The following is a 19,802-nucleotide window of genomic DNA, read 5'->3' as shown; positions in this document are numbered from 1 at the left end:
AGGGCCGGTCAGCCGTACCGCTGCAGCAGTCCGGCCACGTACGCCTCCAGCCGTTCTCCCAGCACCTCGGACGTCAGATCGTCCCGCCCCAGGTCACGCCACGGGCCGGCCAGCTTCACCGCGTCGGGGCAGTAGTGCAGGGCGTCGAGCAGCCGCCAGTACAGGTGGTCGGGGTCGTCGGCGAGGTCTCGGCCGCCGTGTGCCTCGTACCGCTCGCGGAAGTCCAGCCCGTGCTCCGGTCCGTGCAGCAGCGCGAGCGCGGTCGAGCAGTGCGCCACGTCCAGGTCGGCAGGTCCCCACGAGGTCTCGACCCAGTCGACGACGCCGCTGATCCGCAGCCCCGGCCCGGCTCCCGTGAAGAGCACGTTCCCGGGGTGGAAATCGCGGTGCAGAAAGCAGCCCTCGTACGGCGGCGGGTCGCGGCGGATCATGTCCACGGCCCGCTCCCACAGAGGACCGTCCGGGGTGCGGACGCGCTCCGGGGACGTCCACGCCTGCCACGCGCGCGGTCTTTCGGCCGGTACGACGCCGTGGACGCGGACGAGCTGGGCCGCGAGCAGGTCCAGGCGCCGGTCGAGATCTTCCTGGTCCAGGCGGACGCCGCCCGGCAACGCGGACATCAACAGGGTCGGGTGGTCGCAGTGTTCGGCCGTGGCGTCCACAGCGACGAAACCGGGCGCAGGGATGCCCTCCTGCCCGGCGAGCAGCGTCAGGACGGACGCCTCGCGGGCCAGCAGCCCGGGCCCGTGGTGGCGGAAGAACGGCTTCACGAAGGTCCGTTGGACCAGGTCCGTGCCGTCGTCGAGCGTGAGCCGGCGCATCTGGGAGCTCCAGCCGCCGGACAGGAGGCGCAAATCGGTGACCGAGCGGCCGTGGCCGAGTTGCTTGGCCACCCACGAGCGTGTGCCCGTCCAGCCACGGTCGTCGAGGCCGGTCAGTACCGCCTCCACGAACTCCCGCCGGTCGTCGCCGTGATCGCGGAACCACATTCCCAGCTGGTGCTGCGCGTCCGGAAGGTCGAACCGCGTGTACTGGGCGCACGCGGTCAGCGCATCCTGTACGGCCTCGGTCACCGCGGGCGGGATCACCGCGTCGGTGCCCGGCACTGCGAGCACTGCCCGGCCCTCGTACGCCCGCAGCACCTGAAGCGCGGTGGCCTCTCGCCAGCTGTCCGGCTGCCGGATGATCCCGCTGAACCGGCCGTTCCCGTCCTCGAAGAGCACGTCCCACGCCTTGGCGGTGTACACAGCGGGCGCGCACAGCCCCAGAGCCGTCACCCGATCCCCGTAGTGTGCGACGAGATCCGCCACCGTCTGCCCGCTCATGCTGAACCCCACCAGGACCAGCGGCCCGTCCGCCTCCGCGTACGCGTCGATCACCGCGACGGCCTGCTCGAACCGTCGCCGCAGGCTTAACTCACTGAGCTTTCCGGTGCTTTCGCCATGCCCGGAGAAGTCGAAGGCGACCCCTCGACAGCCGTGGGCCACGAACTCCCGCACCAGCGGAAGCAGTCGCTCCGTGCTGCTGGTGCCCGCGCCATGCAGCACCACGGCGGTGACCCCGGAAGGATCACCGCCGTACACACCGCTGAGCCGTTCACCGTCGTGGTCGTGCGTGAAGTCGAAGAGCATGCCCCCTATTCACTCACGCCGTTGCCATCGTCTGTCGGGAGTGTCACCGCCGGCGTCCCACCCCGGTCGTTGTCCGTTCGGGGATGGGACGGTTGGGATGCCGAGGGCGACAGGGGCTCGGCGCGTAACGCGGTGTGGGTGGGCCACGAGGACGGCATGGTCTTCCGCACCGCCAACGGCACCGCAACTACGCCCACCTGGGAACGCGTCGGAGCGACCGGCCCGAATCCGCTGACCCCACGGCGCTTCTGCACCTGCATCACCGTGCACCCGACCGACCCGGACACCGCCTACGTCGCGTTCGGCGGATACGAACAGGGCAACCTGTGGGTGACCACGGACGGCGGCGAGCACTGGACCAACCTCGCCACCGCTCTGCCACACGCCCCGATCCGCGCCCTGGCGGTACACCCGCGGCGGACGAAGCTGCTCTAATGCGGCACCGAGGTCGGGCTGTTCGCCAGCGAGGACGCCGGCGCGAGCTGGTCGCCGACGAACGAGGGCCCTGCCAACTGCTCGGTCGACGACCTGTTCTGGATGGACGAGACACTGGTCTGTGTGACTCACGGTCGCGGGATGTTCCACATCGACCTGTCGGCGCTCCCGTAGGTCGCCGCGCTTCGGTCGATGACGGACCCGCCAGTGTGGGCGCTATTCCGGACGTCGGCGAGAGATTCCGGTCGACGCCCATGTGGGGGTCCGCGGTTCGCCCTCTGAGAGCGTCTGGGCGGTGAGGCGTTCTTCGCCGCGCTGTGCGGGGTGAGCCCTGTCGAGCGGTCCTCGGGCAGTCGGCAGTACCGTCGGCTCAACCGCGGCGGCGAGCGCCAGGCCAACGCCGCCCTGCACCGCATCGTGCAGACCCGGCTGCGCTTCCCCCCATTGCCGTCTTCCTCGGCCCCGCAATGGGGTTCCCGGCCTCCGGGCCCGGCATGACTGCTCCCCCCTGTTGATCATGATCTGGGGGGCGGTGTCACCGATGCCCGGAGGCACTGGCAGACCGCTGATTAGGGGCATGACCACCGGTTCCTCTGGGACTTGGGAGGCTCTTCGTAATGTGGATGCCTTGGCAGCTGGTGCCGCAGGTGAGGCCGGGACGGCACCTTCTACGAACCGCAGCCGGCGTCCGTGGTCAACTGACCGGCGGTTCAGCCAAGAGAACGACCCGATCGGCTTCCACATCGAACCCGAGCACCGGATGCCCGCAGTCACCCTCCGGATCCATCAGCACCGGCTTGGCCAGCCGCCGCCCGATCGCCCGCAGGAAGCCGCAGGACACATCGAGTCGCTCCTGGCCCTGCAGCTCCCGCAGATCAACGTCGAAGCCGATCTCCCAGCTGGAGGCACTTTCGCGTTTCCGCCCAGAATCCGGACGCCGCCACGCACGGAGGCTAGCGGCCTAGGAATCTTTCGACCACTGTCGCCAGGGCCTCTGGGCTCTCATCCGGGGCGAAGTGGCCGGCGTCGTTGAAGACCTGGAGCTCGGCGTTCGGATACCACTGCAGCCAGGTGGACCGCATGGTGTCGGGGCCCATCGCCGGGTCGTTCGCACCAGCCACGACAAGCACCGGGGTCGGATTTCCCTCAAGCCGCTCGTGGATGTCGGAGCCACGAGTCCAGGATTCGAGGTACGAGCGCAGGGCAGCCGACGAGGAGTGTCCCGAGCCGCTCACCCTGGCATCCAACCATGCATCGTCGTGCCGACTGCCGGTGGTGACATCAAAGATCGTCCTGCGGTTGCCGACATCCTCCACGGCTCCGACGAACAGCTCCCACATCTCCCCTTCGAGCGGGAATCCGGACGCGGGTACCGGCGAGATGCCGACGATCGAGCGGACCCGCGAGGGGGCGTCCAGCAACATCAGCTGGGCCGCCTTGCCGCCCATGGAGTGACCGATGACCGAGAAGGTGTTCCAGCCGAGGTCGTCGGCCACGGCGAGGGCGTCCGCTGCGACCTCCTCCATCGTGTACGTGCCGGGTGTGTCCATCGCCTCGCCGTACCCACGGCAGTCCACGAACGCGTAACTGAACGCGCTCTCGTCCAGGTACCGCCGCATATGGCCGAAACTCGACCTGTCGCTGAGCCAGTGGTGGAGTGCGAGGACCCGCTCCGGACCGCTGCCCTGTACCTCGTACGGAATTACGTGTCCTGCTACATGACCTGTCACAACGCTGGGCCTTCCCCTCCGGGCCGAGCCCGGAATCCTGCCTGATTGAGGCTTCGCTCCAACGGCGTAGCAGCGCGAGCGAGCGACCCAAGGCGTCGCAGGCCAGATGAATCTTGCCGGTCAGGCCACCCCGGCCCGGGAACTTCCAGACGATCCCGTGAGGGCCCCCGGTAGTCCAGCCGCTTGCGTCCACGCAAACGCCTCGCCGGTGTTGGCCCAGGAAGCACACCAGCGGGTGGAACCCGAACCGCCCTTGCATGTGGGTGCGGCTCTGCGTTGCGGGTCGAGCCGAGGTCCACTCCGCGGTGAAGTCCCGCTCCATGGCCATCAACCAGCTCAAGGCCGTGCTCGTGGCGGCAGATCCGGCCCTTCGGGAGTCCCTGGCTGGGCAGAGCAACCCCAAACTCATCCGCCGGTGTTCGCAGCTGAGGTCGGCCCAGGACAGTGGGCAACAAGCGACATCCCGCCATACGCTCCGGCTGTCGTAATACTCGGCGTACGTCAGCTCGTCCTCGTAGCTGTACCGGCCAGGCTCGGCCTGGGTGAACCCGCCGGGCCCCTCGTCGAAACAGTTGACGCGGCCGAGGCGACGGGGGCCGGTGCCCCCAACGAGGCGCTGACGGCGGCAATGGCCGGCAGAACAGCAAGGGCTACGCATGGTCAGCTCCGTCGGTACGACGACGGGCCACTCATTGCGACAACGACCGCCACCTTCCATGGGACGGATTCGAGCCCAGTGAAGTGGCTCCGCTCGGAAGGGAGTTGGTGCGCGGATCTTGACCCTCCCCAGACTCCAGGCATACCGTTCCGGCGTTTAGTGCGGAATGAATCGTTTCAATTTCTGTGTGATCCCTTGTCCGTTCCCTGACCCACACCTTGGGGCGAAACATGCACGAGCCCACTACGCAGCGCGGCGGGATCTCCCGCCGCGCGGTACTGGCCGTTTCCCTGGCTGCGGGCGCCGCCACGGCGCTCACCACGGCCGGCGCGACGAACGCACATGCCGCCCCGCCGGCCGGCCGCCTGTACCCGACCGGCGGCCCGCGCCTGGACGGTGACTGGTTCGCCGTGCCGCCTCGCTCGGTGCGCCCCAAGTTCCGCTGGTGGTGGCCGGACGGCCTCGTCGACCGGACAGAGATCGCCCGTGAGATCGACCAGATCGCCGACGCCGGCTTCGGCGGCGCCGAGATCGCCGCGGTCCACCACAGCATCAAGGACAAGGCCGTCCTGGACACGGCACATCACAGCTGGGGCAGCACGCCCTGGCGCGAAGGCGTCGAGGCCGCGCTGCGACAGGCGGCCCGCCGTGGCCTCACCGTCGACCTCACCCTCGGCCCCAGCTGGCCCGCCGCCGTCCCCGGCCTCACCCCCGACGACGAGGCGGCCGCGCAGGAACTCGCCTACGGCCGCACCGCCGTGGCCGCCGGGGCCACCTACCAGGGACCGGTGCCCGAGCCCGTACGCGAGGTCGCCGACGGCATCACCCGGCGCAGCCTGCTCGCCGTCCAGGCCGCCCGCGTCAACGCGGCCTACGCCACCCGAAAGGAGACCGGGCTGGACCTCGACAGCGTCCAGGACCTGACCGACAGCATCCGCGACGGCGCCCTCAGCTGGACCGCGCCCGCCGACGGCGACTGGGTGCTGATCTCCTACTGGCAGCGCGGCACCGCCCAGCAGCCCGAGTCGGGCCCGCACTCCGCCCCGGCCGCCTACGTCGTCGACCACTTCAGCCCGGCCGGTACCGCCGCCGTCACGGGTTTCTGGGAGCGCGCCGTTCTGACCGGCACGGTGCGCAGGCTCCTCAAGGCCGCGGGCGGCGCCTTCTTCGAGGACTCCATCGAGCTGGAGACCGACGCGCTGGTATGGACATCGGCACTGCCCGCAGCCTTCGAGAAGAAGACGGGCCGTTCCCTCCTGCCCTGCCTGGCGGCCGTCGTCCTCGACAACAGCAACCAGGTCTACGCATTCGAGGCCCAGGCCACCCGGCAGATCCGGCACGACTTCTGGGAGACCGTCTCCGAGCTCTTCAACACCCACCACGTCACCACCCTGCGCGACTGGGCCCACTGCCTCGGTATGGAGCTGCGGTCGCAGCCGTACGGCCTGCAGACGGACGCCATCGCCTCCGCCGCGATCCTCGACATCGCGGAGGGGGAGTCGCTCGGCTTCAAGAACCTGGACGACTATCGCTGCCTGGCCGGCGGGCGGGACATGGCCGGGCACACCGTCCTGTCCTGCGAGTCGGGCGCCTACAACGGCTCGGCGTACAGCACGACCTGGGACCGGTTCTTGCGCACCATGGGCGGCGCGTACGCGGCCGGTGTCAACCAGACGGTGGTGCACGGCTTCTCGTACGCGACCGCCCCCGGCGTGAGCTGGCCGGGCTTCGCCGCCTTCAGCCCGTACAACGGAGCACCCGGCTACGGCGAGTCGTGGGGCCCCCGGCAGCCCACCTGGCGGCACGCCGAGGACATCGCCGGCTACCTCGGCCGCGTGCACCAGGTCCTGCAGACCGGCAGCCCCCGCGCCGACGTCGCCGTCTTCCGGCAGACCGGCTACACCGCCACCGGCATCGGCGCCTCCTGGTTCACCGCGACCGGCATCCCGCTCGGCTGGACCCACCAGTTCCTGAGCGGACCCCTACTCGACCTGCCCAGCGCCCGCGTCTCGGGCGGCCGCCTGGCTCCGAACGGACCGGCTTACAAGGCCCTGTTCGTCGAGGGCGACTTCTTCTACGGCTCCACCCCGTCCCTCGCCCTCGCGGACGCCCGCAGGCTGATCGGACTCGCCCGATCAGGACTGCCCATGGTCCTGCTCGGCGCGTTCGAGCAGGTACTCACCCCCGGCGTACCCGCCCAGGACGAGACGGAGCGGCTGCGCGAGATCCTCGCGAACCTCCTCGCCCTGCCCCACGTCAAGAACATCACCGACAAGACAGCCGTCGGCGACGCCCTGGCCGCTCTCGGAGTCACCCCCGACGCCCGCAACGCCGCCTCCTCCACCCTCCTCAACGCCCACCGCGTCACCGGCGACACCGACCTGTACTACCTCTGCAACGGCAAGCACGCCGAGACCGTCAAGCCGCCCGTGGCGACCATCGACCACGACATCACCCTGCGCCCCACCCGCCGTGGCACGACCGTTCCGTACCTGCTCGACCCGTGGACGGGAGAGGTGAGCCGCGTCGGCCGCTACACCGAGGACGCCGACGGCATCACCCTGCGTGTCACCCTCCAACCCGGTCAGGCCACGGTCGTCGCCCTCGGCCGCCCGGGCCTCTTCGGGGACCGCCACGGCAACCGGCAGCATGCCGTGGCGAGCAGCGCCGACCGCGTGTTCTACTCCGCCCGCGGTCTGGCGGTCCGCGCGGCGCACGGCGGCACGTACACCACCCAGCTCTCCCGGGGCGGTACGGCCACCACTACGCTGCCGCCGGTACCCGACCCCGTGCCCCTCGACCGATGGCAGCTCGACGTCGAGGACTGGTACCCCGGCGCCGGGCCGACCGACACCGACGTCGTGCGGCGCACGCTCGTCCTCGACGCCCTTCTGCCCTGGTCGCAGATTGCCGAACTGGCGGACTCCGCGGGCATCGGCCGCTACCGCACCACGGTGACCCTGCCCGCCGACTGGACCTCGGCCCACGGCGCATACCTCGAACTGGGCACGGTCAGCGACACGTTCAGGGTCACGGTCAACGGCACCCGGCTGGCCCCCGCCGACCGCCTCCACCCCGTCGTCGACCTCGGCGGACACCTGCGACGCGGCTCCAACGCGATCGAGATCGAGGTCGCGACCCCCCTCATCAACCGCCTCCGGGCCAGCCGGCCATCGGTCTTCGGCACGGCCACCCGCCAGGCATACGGACTCTCGGGCCCCGTCCGCCTGGTCCCCTACGTCCAGGCGGAGGTGGGCTGACGCTGCCCCGGCCAAGGGCGGTCCTGCCGCAGATGAGAGCGGATGAGAGCGGATGAGAAACGCTCAGTCATGCCGACCGGCCCCAGTGATGAGTTTTCGCGCCCGCACCCGTCACACCTACGAGGGGACACGACGAGGCGGAAGGATGGCGTGATGAGTGCGAAAACGCGGCTGGAGGAGCTGGGCGTGAGCGGTCTGGGCGAGGTCGACGAGCCGGAGTTCTCGGGGCTGGCGGAGCGGCACCGGCGGGAGCTGCACGTGCACTGCTACCGGATGCTCGGGTCGTTCGAGGACGCCGAGGACACCGTGCAGGAGACGTTCCTCCGTGCCTGGCGGCGGCGGGAGACCTTCGAGGGGCGATCCACGTTCCGAGCCTGGCTGTACCGGATCGCCACCAACGCCTGCCTGGACCTGCTCGCCAAATGCCGCCCGGAGCCTGCGACCGGCGGCGAGGTGCTCTGGCTGCAGCCCTACCCGGACCGGCTGCTCGACGAGCTGCCCGCGGGCGACACGGACGAGCCGGAGACCGTAGCGGTCGCGCGGGAGACGATCGAGCTGGCGTACCTGGTCGCAGTCCAGCACCTCGCGCCGCGCCCGCGGGCCGTGCTGATTCTGCGAGACGTGCTCGGCTGGCCGGCGAAGGACGTCGCGGAACTCCTCGGAGACTCCGTCAACTCCGTGAACAGCGCGCTGCAGCGGGCCCGCACCGGCATGAGGGAGCACCTGCCCGCCGAACGGCAGGACTGGACCGGCGGCGAACAGGACGCCGGGACGCGCGAGCTGGTACGCCGCTACACCGACGCCAGCGTGGCCACGGACATCCCGGCGCTCGCCGCGCTGCTGCGGGACGACGTCCGCTCCTCGATGCCACCCACGCCGGGCCTGTACGCCGGCCGCGACGCGGTGGTGAACGGCTGGGTCGAGGGCGGCTTCGAAGGCATGAAGGGCCTGCGCGCCGTCCTCACCTCCGTGAACCGGCAGCCCGCCGTCGCCTTCTACCTCTGGCAGAAGCGGGAGAGCGCATACCTGCCGCTGACGATCGACGTCCTGCGCGTCACCGGTGGGGCGATCGCCGAGATCGTCACGTTCCACGACGACCAGTTCCCTCGGCTCGGGCTGCCGGAGCGCCTGCCCGCGGACGGCACGGAGTAGTCCCGGTGCGCACGCTCGCGCTGCGCGGTGGCGCGCGTGTCGCGGTGGTCGCGGCGGAGTGGTGCGATGCGTTCGGCGTCGTCACCCGCGGGCGGGTGCAGCTTGAGCTGCGCGACGGCAAGCCCGGGCCGGTCCTCGGACGCGACGCCGGGTTCTGGCTCCGCGGCACCGGAGTCCGCGCCCTGCGGAACCCCGGCCGTCGCACGGCGAGGGTGCGCATCGGCACACCCGGCACAGGACCGTCACGCGCCAGGCCGCACTCCGTACGCCAATTACCGAATGACGGCGGAACGACATGAACAGCATGAATGACACCCGGGTCGTCGCAGGCCCGGCATCGGACCAGACCCGCCAGGAAGTATCCGGGACCTCGCGAGGACGACGAAGTCGCCGTCCTCCTCGGGGGCGAAGTGCGCCTGGCTCAGGTCGAGACGTCTCAGCCAGGGGTGCCTGGATGCCGCAAGCTCATCAAGGATGGTGTTCGAGGCCGCGACCCCATGGACGTCGTCCTCGATCTCCACTGCCAGCGAGACCAGAGCCGGTGTCGAGAACGCGAACAAGGAGCCGTCCGACAGGACCGCGCCCAGGATCCGCGAAGTGTCAAAGCGTCGTGTTCCACGTCGTCGAACAGGAACCCGCCTTCGAGCCTCGTGTGGGTGAAGGGCGTGCGACCATCCGGATGTCGACCGCGTGGCGAGCCCTTGACCGTGGTGTGTGTGATGTGCCCTGAGGCGTTGGGACGGCTCACCGGTGAAGGAGACACACGGCATGTTCGGACAGGCACAGGCGTTCAGTGGTTTCGCGGTCGTCGACCTCGGCGAGGCTCGCCGGTTCTACGGAGAGACCCTCGGTCTGCAGGTGGAGGAGACCGGACAGGGGGAGATGCGGATGCTGACCCTCACGCTCGGCAGCGGCGCGCGTGTCTTCGTTTATCCCAAGGAGACGCACACCCCCGCGACGTTCACGCTTCTCAACTTCCCCGTGGACGACATCGAGGCCGCCGTCGACGAACTGGAGCGACGCGGCGTGAATCTTGAGCGCTATCCCGAATTCGACCACGACGAGAAGGGCATCGTCAGGGTCGGCAAGGGCGGCCCCGCGGCGATCGCGTGGTTCACAGATCCCGCCGGGAACGTTCTCTCCGTGCTTCAGGAGAATTGAGAACCGGGCCATGGCGTGAGTGGCCTCTGGTTTCGACGGGCACGCGTGCTGGGGGTGCAGTGCGCGTGCCCGCCAGGCAGGCGTTGCGGGAGCTCTGCGAGATCGGCGTCACCGCCCCCGCCGGGAGATCGGGTTCAGACCAGGTCGAACCGATCGAGGTTCATCACCTTGTCCCACGCGGCCACGAAGTCACGCACGAACTTGTGTCCCGCGTCCTGGGCCGCGTAGACCTCTGATACGGCTCGGAGCTGGGAGTGTGAACCGAAGACGAGGTCGACCGCGGTGGCGGTCCACTTGAGTTCGCCCGTGGCGCTGTCCCGGCCCTCGAACACGTTCTCGTCCGACGTCGACGCCTGCCACTCCGTGCCCATGTCGAGCAGGTTGACGAAGAAGTCGTTGGTCAATGTCTCCGGCCGGTGGGTGAAGACACCGTGTGGGGATCGCTCGAAGCCCGTGTTCAGGATCCGCATGCCGCCGATCAGCACCGTCATCTCGGGAGCGGTCAGTGTCAACAGGTTGGCGCGGTCCAGCAGAAGTGTTTCCGGCGCCAGCTTCTCTCCCGCCCGGAGGTAGTTGCGGAACCCGTCGGCCCCGGGTTCGAGCACGGCGAACGACTCCACGTCGGTCTGTTCCTGCGAGGCGTCCGTGCGTCCCGGCGCGAACGGGACGGTGATGTCGTAACCGGCGTTCTTCGCGGCCTGCTCGACGGCTGCGCATCCGCCCAGGACGATCAGGTCGGCGAGCGAGACCCTGGTACCGCCGGCCTGTGAGTGGTTGAAGTCCTGCCGGATCTGCTCCAGCTTCTGCAGCACCTCGTCCACCTCGGGCAGGCGGTTGACCTCCCAGTCCCGTTGCGGCGCGAGGCGGATCCTTGCCCCGTTGGCCCCGCCCCGCTTGTCGGTGCCGCGGAAACTCGCCGCGGACGCCCAGGCGGTGGTGACCAGTTGCGAGACGGACAGGCCCGAGGCGACGATCCTGCTCTTGAGAGCGGCGATGTCCCCGTCCACGACGAGGTCGTGATCGACCTCGGGGACGGGGTCCTGCCACAGCTGCGGCTCGGGAACCCACGGGCCGAGGTAGCGCGTGACGGGCCCCATGTCACGGTGCAGCAGCTTGTACCACGCCTTCGCGAAGGCTTCCGCGAGTCGGTCCGGGTTCTCGTGGAAGCTCTTCGAGATGGGGCCGTAGACCGGATCCAGCTTCAGTGCGAGGTCCGTCGTCAGCATCATGGGAGCATGACTCCGCGACGGATCATGAGCGTCGGGCACCGTGGCCCTGGCCGAAGGATCCGTGGGAGTCCACTGCTTGGCGCCGGCGGGGCTCGTCGTCAGCTCCCATTCGTACCCGAACAGGTTGTCCAGGTACCCGTTGTCCCACCGGGTCGGCTCGGAGGTCCATGCGCCCTCGAGCCCGCTGGTGAGCGCGTCGGCGCCCTTGCCGCTGCCGTACGTGTTGCGCCAGCCGAGACCCTGGTGCTCGACGGGTGCGGCCTCGGGTTCCGGGCCGATATGCGCGGGGTCGACCGCACCGTGGCACTTGCCGAACGTGTGGCCGCCGACGATGAGCGCGACCGTCTCCTCGTCGTTCATCGCCATGCGCCCGAATGTCTCGCGAATGTCCCGGGCGGCGGTCAGCGGATCCGGATTGCCGTTGGGCCCCTCCGGATTGACGTAGATAAGTCCCATCTGCACGGCACCGAAGGGAGCGGTGAGTTCCCTGTCGCCGCTGTAGCGCTCGTCTCCGAGCCAGATGTCCTCGGGCCCCCAGAAGATTTCTTCGGGTTCCCAGATGTCCTCTCGCCCGAATCCGAACCCGAAGGTCTTGAACCCCATTGATTCCATGGCACAGTTACCGGCGAAAACCAGAAGATCGGCCCAGGAGATTTTCTGTCCGTACTTCTGTTTGACCGGCCACAACAAACGGCGCGCCTTGTCGAGGCTCGCGTTGTCCGGCCAACTGTTGAGCGGGGCGAAACGCTGAGCGCCGCTGCCGCCACCGCCCCGGCCATCGGCGACACGGTATGTACCCGCGGCGTGCCAGCTCATCCGGATGAAGAGCGGTCCGTAGTGGCCGTAGTCAGCAGGCCACCAGTCCTTCGATGTCGTCATCATGTCGAAGACGTCCTGCTTCAGCGCGTCGAGGTCGAGGGTCGCGAACTCTCTCGCGTAGTCGAAGTCCTCGTCCATGGGATTGGAGCGGGGCGAGTGCTGGTGGAGAATTTGAAGGTCCAGCTGATTCGGCCACCAGTCCCGGTTGGTCCTGGGCCGAGTCGGTGTGGGGGTGGGGGAGGGGATTGCCGGATTTTCGCTTTCACTGCCGGACACGTCGTCCTTCTTTCTGTCTTGGTGTTTCCCTGCACCATGTCGATGAATGTGATGTCGGTGTCCGTATGGTCGCGCACCGCACACGGCACCGCGACGAAACACGCAGGGCACGACCGCATGACAAACGTGCGAGGAACGCCTTCTTTTCGTGCCGGTCGCGACGAGCTCGGTGTCGCGGAGTTCCTCGCCCGCCGCCCGGGAACCCGTCGGACCAGTAGGAGAAGAGGTTCCGGTCCTCGGTGGGCGCGCCGAGCCAGGTCACAGATGACGTGGGCCGGCGGCGGGAAGCCGAATGAACCCCTTGGAGAGCCCGGCCGGGTCGAGCGGACCAACGACGTGGTGCCGGCGTGGCCGACGCTGCCGTAGCACTCGCAGCCCCGAGCGATGGACCGCCCGGGGCTGGGCCTGCGGGCCTCGCAGCACCGAGAGTTCCTCCGCGAGCACCCGCAGCGTCGCCGTGGGGAACAGGGCGGCGAGGGAGCCCAGCCGTCCGGAACGCCCACTACTGCACGCTGGCGACGGCGTTCCGACGACGACGCCACCGTCCGCCAGGTCGCGGCCCTGCTGGGCTTCCTGTTCGGCATGGAGAGCCTGACCTAGTCCCTCGGCTGCGACCGCGCCCAACCCAACTCGAACTCGTCCTCGCCCCAGTCCCACCCGGTCGAGCCCTCCGCACCGCACTGCTCCCTCCGATGGAGCTCCCCGAATGCTCCACATCGGCGCAGGGTGGCGTGACCGCTCTCGAACACGATGACCACGCGCAGCAGTTCGCGCACCGCTTCAACCTTGTCCCAGTCGATGCAGGTTTGAGCCCCGCAACTCCAGGAGCCACCGGTCGGTCTCCGGGGACTCGCTCGGGTCGAAGCGGACCGTCAGCGGGATGGCGCCCTCTGCCTTCGGGGGGCGGGTCGCGAAGCGGTTGCGCTGCGAACGACGGCACCGTCGCGGTCGCTGCCGTCACCGCAGTCGCACGGGCCGCTGTCTCCCGCGCCTCCAGTATTCCCAGCACCGACGCCACCGCGCACCCCTCAACCACGAAGCGGAAACAAGACGCCGCATGCCTCCCTCTCTACGAGCGAAACCATGCCTGACCAGCAGAGATCAAGCGATCATGTTCGGTTGAGACCGGGATGAGTTCGCGGAACTGTCACACTTCCGGACGGACTTCTACGGGTGTCTGTCGGCGCGGTCGGACGCCTTCTTCGAGCTCACCGATGCCCTGCTGTGCGCGGACGGGCCGGTGAAGACGCCGGTGGAGCAGTCTCTGCTGGCCGAGCACCGTCGAGGTTACGGCTCGCTGTACGGTGCGCTGAATCACGGCCGCCTGGACGTGCACCGGCTGCGGGGCCTTCTGGTGTCGCTGCCCCTGCCACGCTTCAGCGGGCGGCTCGTGCTCACCGTGGACGTCTCCCCGTGGCTGCGCTCGGACGCCGCGTGCTCGCCGGAGCGGTTGTTCTGCCACGTCCACGGCCGCTCCAAGGCAACCGCGCAGATCATCCCGGGCTTGGCCGTACTCTGTCGTCGCCGCCCTGATGCCGGACCGCACATGCTGGACCGCAGTGCTGGACGCGGTCCGCCTGGGGCCCGCCGCCGATGCGGCGGCCGTCAACGACCCAGCACCCTCTACGAACGAGACCAAGCCAAACGTTAAGGATCAAGCTCAGGCGGCGGCCTAGCTGACAGGATGGTTTGCCTGATTTGCACCAGCCTGTACCGATGTGAGTCTCATCGGAGTTGGCGTTTCTCATCAATGTCTGCCGTGACCGATGAGTTTTGTGCGGATCCGTGGTCGACACGGCTGGATACACCGACAGCGGTGGGCCTGTGCTGGGGACGTTCCAGCGTGGGAGGAAGCAGATGGAGGCTGTGATGAGCGTCGACGACTCCGAGCAGGAGCACACCATCCGGACTGGCGAGTCGGGGACGCGGGTGAGCAGTCCCAGGGTGTTGGTGGCGGGAGCGAGTATCGCGGGACCCGCGCTGGCCCACTGGCTGCGCCGGCGGGGGGCTGAGGTGACCGTGGTGGAGCGGGCTCCCGAGCTGCGTCCCGGCGGGCAGGCGGTGGACGCGCGCGGGGTCGCCAAGGAGGTCATCGGGCGCATGGGGCTGGACGCGGCGGTGCGCGCGGCGTGCACCGACACCGCCGGCGCGCACACCGTGGACGCGGACGGGCAGGTGCTGGAGACCTTCCGTGCCGACGATGACGGTGGCGACGGGTTCATCGCGGACATCGAGATCCTGCGCGGGGACCTGTCCCAGGTGCTCTACGACGACACCCGCGACGGCGTCGAGTACGTCTTCGGCGACCGAATCGCCGAGCTCACCCAGGACGCGGACGGGGTCGACGTGGTCTTCGCGGGCGGCAACCGGCGGCGCTTCGACTTGGTGGTCGGGGCAGACGGGCTGCACTCGGAGCTGCGAGCGATGGCCTTCGGGCCGCACGAGCGGTTCCTTCGCCACCTCGGGCACGTGCTGGCCTTCTACAGTGTGCCCAACGAGTTCGGGCTGGACCGCTGGCTGCTGGAGTACCAGGATCAGGAGTCCGGGCGCTCCGCCCTCCTGCGGCCCATCCAGGACGCCACCCGGGCGATGGCCATGTTCTACTCCGCCTCGGCTGACTTCGACGTCGACCACCGTGACGTCGCGGCCCAGAAGGTCCTGCTGCGGGAGCGGATGGCGGGCCTGGGCTGGTTGACCCCGGACATCCTCGCGCACCTGGACGACACTCCGGACTTCTATCTCGACCAGGTCGCCCAGGTGGTGATGGACCGCTGGTCGAGTGGACGGGTGGGGTTGCTCGGGGATGCGGCGTTCAGCTCGTCGCCGATGTCCGGGCAGGGCACCGGGCTGGCCCTGGTCGGTGCCTACCTGCTGGCCGGAGAGCTGGCCGCTGCCGGATGGGACCCCGACGCCGGGTTCGCCCGCTACGAGGCGCGGATGCGCTCGTTCGTCGAGGCCAACCAGGAGATCGGCCGGTTGAACGCCCGCAGCCGCGACGTCCCCGGGCCAGACGCCGAGCCGCGCCCTGATTTCGCGGGCGAATGGTTCACCGAGCTGGTCGGGCGCGCGATCAACGGCGTCGAGCTGCCCGACTACGCGGGGGTGCTGGACTCCGCAGCCCCGGCCGGATCGCCGATCACCTCGTCGGCCAAGTCGTAGGTGTCACATAACGTGTCGAGAGGGAGCACGCTTCGGTAGGGCACCGCCGGACGGCCTCCGCTCATGCCGCATGGTGTGCGTTGGAGCGCCCGTTCGGCGGCCAGGCCACGTTCCGATGAGGCGGTGTCGGTTCGGAAAACTGACAAGATCGATGAGATTCCACCGCGCGGGCTCTCTGTGGTTCTGTCACTTGCCTGGTCGGCGCTCACCGGAGCTGACAAGGCCATTGGGACATCGACCCCGTGACGTCCAAGCCTATTGATCCCCAGCCGGATCGCTCGCCCGTCCTGTCTCAAGGCAGTTGTCAGTGCACAGCTCGCCGACCTGGCTCCCTGACACGATGGATGAGAACGGAAACAGAGGGTCGACGGCCCGAGCCGCCCAGCGCGCACGGTCGAGGAGACGACACGGGCGCGAGACTCCAGCGTCCGACACATCGTGAGACAGCGGATGAAGTCGCAGGCCCATGAGGGCGGCATCCGACACGAGCGGCGAGAACCTACACCTGTGTGGGATCTCAAGTTCGGCTGCACAATCTCACCGCCCGCTCCACATCGACTGCACTCTCCGTGTTCCTCGACAAACTCGACCGTCTCACTCTCCGCGCGCGGATCATGGGTGAGCTATTCTCCGCGCATGCGCGGACAGTTCACCGGCTGGCCGGAGCAGGCCATGGACGTCTTGTGGCAGCTCCAGGGCGAACCGACCCACGCGACCCGCGAGCTCTACCGCGCGGACCGCGAACGCCTTGTCCGGCAGCCGATGATTGCCCTGCTCAACGAGGTCGCGGACACCGATCCCCGGTACGAAGACTTCTCCGTCTGGCACTACCGCACCGACTCCTGGTGGTGGCAGCACCAGGGCGCGGTGATCCGGCTCGGCCGCAAGATCGAGATCGGTCTCCGGTTCGCCCTGGAAGGCCTGCGGATCCAGGGCGCCTGGTGGTACCCCGACCCCGGCCAGGTGGACATGTTCCGCAAAGCCGTGGCCTCCGAGAGGAGCGGCCGCGAACTGTCCGCCATCGTCGAGGACGTGCGGAAGAAGGGCTACGACATCTCCGGGGACGTGATGAAACGCCCCCCGCGCGGCTATCCGACGGACCACTCCCGTGCGAACCTGCTGCGCCACCGTTCACTGATCGCCGCCCGGCCCCTCGGCTGCGAGGAGTGGCTGCATACCCCCGAGGCGGTCGACCGGGTCCTCTCGGCCGCCGCCGACCTGGACGCCCTGCTGATGTGGCTGGTCCGCCACGTGAAGCGCACCGCCTGACATCACGAGGGCGCCGCGCGGCACGGGAGGAACCACACCCGGGCCGCCAGCCCCCGCCCTCAGAAGACGCACACCTTCAGCGCCGACAGGTCGTCCATCGCCCGATAGCCGTTCGGCACCTCGGCCAGGGGACCCAGCACGGTCGAAGACCGGCCCCGGACCGAGGACTCGCCCGGCCCCTGAGCATGGGGTGTCGGCGGCGAGGAGATGTATGCCGTCCCAGTAGGAGTCGGTTCCCGCGCCATCGCAGGCGGTGAGCTTGCTGCCGGTTGAGTCGTCGCCTGTCGAGCCCGCAGCGCTGAGTCCCGTTGTACCAATGGGTGGAGGCGCAGTTCGCCAGTCGCTTCACCTTCGTCTGGGCCCAGCTGAAGTCGCCGCTGCACTTCGGCGCGGCTGCCAGGGCCGTTCCGGCGGTGATACCGAGCACGAACGCCACTGCGGTTACCACCGTGCCGAGGCGGATCCCGAAGCTGTGGACGGTCGAGCGCACGCTGGGCCGACTGGTGTTCCACCGACGCCTCCGGTACGACGTCGATCAGCCCCTTCGACCGCAGAAGCGCCCCGATGATCGTCGTGGGAGAGCACGCGCACACGCGCACTCACGCGACTTCAGCGAGGACGCCTACGATGCCGAAGGAGCTCCACGTCGTTCCCGACGCCGGCCACGTGGATCACTTACGACAGGACGGACCTGATCCCGTTCGACAAGGTGCCAGAGTTCTTCAGCAAGAACCTCGCGTGATCCCCTGCCGGCGGTCCCGGCGAGCGGTCACCGTCCGCCATCACCAGGCGCGAGCAGGCCGGTGACCTTAGCCGGGATAGCCGAGCAGGGTCGGACCAGTCAGGGTGTGGAGGGACAGCTGGTCAGGTGGAGCAGGATGAGCTGTTCGGGGTGGAGGCCGGGGATCCGGATGCCGACGTGTCCCAGGACGCTGCCGGGCAGGGTGACGCCGTCCTTGGTGCACCAGGCGGGTGTTCCGCGTTCCATGCCGGGGGCGTCGTCGGCCGGGGGCAGCGGGCGCAGGCGGTAGGTGGTGTTCGGGTCGAGGCCGGGCAGCCGTAGCGTGCCGGGTTGGGCGGCGACGGACGTGGCCACGGCATTCAACGCGAAGACGGCTTCTGTCCGGTCGGGGGAGATGACGCCGTGGGCCCACAGGGCCGGGTCGGCATGGTCGACGCGGACGACGCGGCCGGTGTGCAGCAGGCCGCGCAGTTGCTTGTGGAGAGTGATCCAGCGAGCGAGTTCGGCGCGGTCGCTCTCGCTCGCGCGGGTGAGGTCCCATTCGATGCCGAGGTGGCCGAAGAACGCGGTGCCCGCCCGGAAGGCGAGGTCGTGGGTGCGGCCGGTGGTGTGGGAGCGGGCGGCGCCGATGTGGGAGCCGACGAGTTCGGGCGGCAGGAGCAGCCCGGTCCAGCGGTTGATCGACTGGCGTTCCAGGGCGTCGTTGCAGTCGCTGGCCCAGACGCGGTCGGTGTGCTCCAGGATGGCGAGGTCGACCCGTCCGCCGCCGCTGGAGCAGGATTCGATCTCCAGGCCGGGGTGGCGTGCGCGCAGTTCGTCGAGCAGGGCGTAGACGGCGAGGGTCTGGGCGTGGACGGCGGGTTCGCCGTCGGGCGAGTGGCCGGCGTCGACGAGTTCGCGGTTGTGGTCCCACTTGAGGTAGGCGATGTCGTACTCGGTGAGCAGGGCGTCGAGCCGCTCCAGGATGTACGCGTACGCCTCGGGGTGGATGAGGTCCAGGACCTGCTGGGAGCGGCGGTCGGCGGGCGTGCGGCCACCGGTGGCCAGGATCCATTCGGGGTGGGCGCGGGCCAGGTCGGAGTCGGGGTTGACCATTTCCGGTTCGACCCACAGGCCGAACTCCATCCCGAGCGCGCGGACATGGTCGATCAGCGGACGCAGGCCGCTGGGCCAGACGGTCTCGTCCACGTACCAGTCGCCGAGCCCCGCCCGGTCGTCGCGGCGATGACGGAACCAGCCGTCGTCCAGGACGAAGCGTTCCACGCCGGCCTCCGCGCCGAGATCGGCGAGGTGGGTGAGCTTTTCGAGGTCGTGGTCGAAGTAGACGGCTTCCCAGGTGTTCAGCACCACCGGGCGGGGCCGGTGCGGGTGTCCGGGGCGGGCGCGGAGGTGGTCGTGGAAGCGGGCGGCCAGTCCGTCCAGGCCCCGGTCGCTGTGGGAGGCGTAGAGCCACGGGCCGGTGTACTGCTCGCCGGGGCCGAGGATCACCTCACCCGGAAGCAGCAGCTCACCGGCGGCGACGACCGGGCGGCCGGTGGGCAGCCGCTCGGCCAGGATCCGGTGGTTGCCGCTCCAGGCGAGGTGCAGGCCCCACACCTCGCCGTGGCCGAAGCCGAAACCCGGTGTGCCGGCCGTGAGGACCAGGGCGGCGTCGGGGCCGGTGCGCCCGCTGCGGGTCTCGCGCAGCCAGGTGCCGGCGTTGAAGGGATGGCGCTGCGGTGCGCGTTCACGGCACCAGCGGCCAGTGAGGTCGAGCAGTTCGGTGGCGGCATCGGGGACCGGCAGCGCGAGCATCAACCCGTCGAGCGTGTACGGCCGTACGGAGTCGTCGTTGCGTACGACAGCGCGCATCCGCACCAGCCCGGAGGCGGTGAGCCCGGCTTCCAGGACGAGACCCAGGCGCGCGGTCCGGTCGGTGGCCCGGATCCGTACCGAGGCGCTCTCGGCCTCCACCGAGTCGAGGGTGAACAGGGGCGACCAGTCGGCGCCTTGGCGGTGCCCGGTCAATCCCGGCTGTCCTGGCCAGCCGGTGCTGTGCTCGGGCAGCAACGACACCCGCGGCACGACGTCATCGGATCCCGGCATGTTCGGCATGGTGACGGCCTCGGCCAGCTGTGACAGCTCATGCTGTGTGAGGTCGCCGAGATCGGCGCCCCAGTGGAGCACGGTGGGCAGGCGGTTGCCCCGCAGGTCGAGCACCAGGCTCACGCCTGCTGCTCGGAGATGGATGAGTCCTTCGGTTGCGGCACCGGTGGGGCTCTTCATAGCGCGGATCGTCCTT

The 19,802-nt window shown here is 69.4% G+C and carries 12 protein-coding genes and 4 pseudogenes; 10 read left to right on the top strand and 6 right to left on the bottom strand.

Annotation, left to right across the window (positions count from 1 at the left end; translation table 11 throughout):
• Positions 1-8: 8 nt before the first annotated feature.
• Entirely contained in the window at positions 9-1,631 is a 1,623-nt protein-coding gene (locus OG734_RS01240; RefSeq protein WP_330285583.1) for an alpha/beta fold hydrolase, read from the bottom strand.
• 138 nt (positions 1,632-1,769) lie between these two features.
• On the opposite strand from OG734_RS01240, the gene OG734_RS01235 reads away from it, so the two are divergent.
• Positions 1,770-2,066: a WD40/YVTN/BNR-like repeat-containing protein gene (locus tag OG734_RS01235; protein WP_330285582.1), complete on the top strand. Its 297-nt coding sequence runs from the start codon at positions 1,770-1,772 to the stop codon at positions 2,064-2,066.
• A 282-nt stretch (positions 2,067-2,348) separates the two neighbouring features.
• Positions 2,349-2,501, top strand: a pseudogene (locus tag OG734_RS01230) (transposase); the annotation flags it as partial.
• A 259-nt stretch (positions 2,502-2,760) separates the two neighbouring features.
• Here the strand turns inward: OG734_RS01230 and OG734_RS01225 are convergent.
• A pseudogene (locus tag OG734_RS01225) lies at positions 2,761-2,961 on the bottom strand (hypothetical protein); the annotation flags it as partial.
• A 58-nt stretch (positions 2,962-3,019) separates the two neighbouring features.
• Complete coding sequence (locus OG734_RS01220; protein WP_330285581.1) at positions 3,020-3,796, bottom strand: alpha/beta fold hydrolase; 777 nt, start codon at positions 3,794-3,796, stop codon at positions 3,020-3,022.
• An 888-nt stretch (positions 3,797-4,684) separates the two neighbouring features.
• Between OG734_RS01220 and OG734_RS01215 the strand changes: the two genes are divergently transcribed.
• From OG734_RS01215 to OG734_RS01200, 4 genes are all read left to right on the top strand, one after another.
• Positions 4,685-7,714, top strand: coding sequence for a glycosyl hydrolase (locus OG734_RS01215; protein ID WP_330285580.1), 3,030 nt, complete (start codon positions 4,685-4,687; stop codon positions 7,712-7,714).
• A gap of 153 nt (positions 7,715-7,867) precedes the next feature.
• The gene (locus OG734_RS01210; RefSeq protein WP_330285579.1) at positions 7,868-8,866 is read left to right on the top strand and encodes an RNA polymerase subunit sigma-70; all 999 of its coding nucleotides are present in this window, start codon (positions 7,868-7,870) and stop codon (positions 8,864-8,866) included.
• 5 nt (positions 8,867-8,871) lie between these two features.
• Positions 8,872-9,165, top strand: a complete 294-nt coding sequence (locus OG734_RS01205) for a hypothetical protein (RefSeq protein ID WP_330285578.1) — start codon at positions 8,872-8,874, stop codon at positions 9,163-9,165.
• A gap of 469 nt (positions 9,166-9,634) precedes the next feature.
• Complete coding sequence (locus tag OG734_RS01200; RefSeq protein ID WP_330285577.1) at positions 9,635-10,027, top strand: VOC family protein; 393 nt, start codon at positions 9,635-9,637, stop codon at positions 10,025-10,027.
• A 134-nt stretch (positions 10,028-10,161) separates the two neighbouring features.
• On the opposite strand, the gene katG is transcribed toward OG734_RS01200, so the two are convergent.
• Positions 10,162-12,351: a catalase/peroxidase HPI gene (katG, locus tag OG734_RS01195; RefSeq protein ID WP_330285576.1), complete on the bottom strand. Its 2,190-nt coding sequence runs from the start codon at positions 12,349-12,351 to the stop codon at positions 10,162-10,164.
• Positions 12,352-12,848: 497 nt separating this feature from the next.
• Here katG and OG734_RS01190 point away from each other — a divergent pair.
• The 4 genes and pseudogenes from OG734_RS01190 to OG734_RS01175 form a co-directional block, all read left to right on the top strand.
• Positions 12,849-13,053: pseudogene (locus tag OG734_RS01190) on the top strand (hypothetical protein); the annotation flags it as partial.
• A gap of 442 nt (positions 13,054-13,495) precedes the next feature.
• Positions 13,496-13,958, top strand: a pseudogene (locus tag OG734_RS01185) (transposase); the annotation flags it as partial.
• A gap of 262 nt (positions 13,959-14,220) precedes the next feature.
• On the top strand, positions 14,221-15,510 hold the full coding sequence (locus OG734_RS01180) for an FAD-dependent monooxygenase (RefSeq protein WP_330285575.1): 1,290 nt from the start codon (positions 14,221-14,223) through the stop codon (positions 15,508-15,510).
• A gap of 636 nt (positions 15,511-16,146) precedes the next feature.
• Entirely contained in the window at positions 16,147-16,779 is a 633-nt protein-coding gene (locus tag OG734_RS01175; protein WP_330285574.1) for a DUF2461 family protein, read from the top strand.
• Positions 16,780-16,838: 59 nt separating this feature from the next.
• Here OG734_RS01175 and OG734_RS01170 read toward each other — a convergent pair whose 3' ends face one another.
• Together OG734_RS01170 and OG734_RS01165 are read right to left on the bottom strand one after the other, a co-directional pair.
• On the bottom strand, positions 16,839-17,024 hold the full coding sequence (locus tag OG734_RS01170) for a hypothetical protein (RefSeq protein WP_330285573.1): 186 nt from the start codon (positions 17,022-17,024) through the stop codon (positions 16,839-16,841).
• 596 nt (positions 17,025-17,620) lie between these two features.
• A complete protein-coding gene (locus OG734_RS01165) occupies positions 17,621-19,786 on the bottom strand; it encodes an alpha-galactosidase (RefSeq protein WP_330285572.1) in 2,166 nt (721 codons plus the stop codon).
• Positions 19,787-19,802 lie beyond the last annotated feature (16 nt).

This window comes from Streptomyces sp. NBC_00576, from assembly GCF_036345175.1.
Classification (GTDB): domain Bacteria; phylum Actinomycetota; class Actinomycetes; order Streptomycetales; family Streptomycetaceae; genus Streptomyces.
The sequence above is the reverse complement of the archived record's forward strand: the minus strand, read 5'-3'. Positions and strand labels throughout refer to the sequence as shown.